General features: G+C 69.0%; 1 protein-coding gene. It reads right to left on the minus strand.

What is annotated here, in order from left to right; translation table 11 throughout:
• Window positions 1-165: 165 nt before the first annotated feature.
• The gene (locus DBR10_RS17600; RefSeq protein ID WP_108505848.1) at window positions 166-585 is read right to left on the minus strand and encodes a DUF2946 family protein; all 420 of its coding nucleotides are present in this window, start codon (window positions 583-585) and stop codon (window positions 166-168) included.
• Window positions 586-688 lie beyond the last annotated feature (103 nt).

Here is a 688-nt window from a genome sequence, read left to right on the forward strand (position 1 = left end):
AAGAGAACGGCCGTGGAGGCCAGAAGCAGGGATTTCATACTGTAGGTCCTTGGACGCACGACAGGGCGCGGCCGAAAGCAGGCTGATCATGTGATGGAACGCGCGAGGTCGGGACCTTGGTCCTGACACGCGGGCAGGGGGCACGATCCGGCGAAGGCCGGTCGGCTAGATCAGCAGGCTGGGAGGACCTCGGGCCGGCAGGGGGGGCGCGGCCAGGCCACGGCCCGGCACCAGGTGCACGCGCCGGACCGGCGGCGCGGGCTGGAAGGTGACAAACTCGACGCGGGCGACGATCAGGGCGCTCGGCGGCGGCGCGGGGGCGGCCTGGGCGGCGAACGGACAGGGCGTGTCGTGTCCGGCGCGATCGGCGGGCGACTCGTGCTTCTCGCCCAGCGGTGCCCCGGGCTCGGCGACCATCGGCCCCTGACCCGTACAGAGAACCAGCGCGAAGGGCAGTCCGTTGCGCGGTTCCGGCGCGGTCATGAAGCCGACCGGGATCAGGATCTTCAGGACAATGGCCAGCGTCGCGAGGACCAGGAAGGTCTCTCGGGCAATCCGTCTTGCTGTGGCGGCCGGGCGAGTCACCGCTGCCGTTTAGCGTACGACCAAGCCTGTGTCGCCTCAGATCGATCCCTTAGGGGAAGGCGCAAGGGCCATTTCCGATCGTCCTTGATAAGCCGTCAGACCA

This window comes from Caulobacter sp. HMWF025, assembly GCF_003060965.1.
GTDB lineage: Bacteria > Pseudomonadota > Alphaproteobacteria > Caulobacterales > Caulobacteraceae > Caulobacter.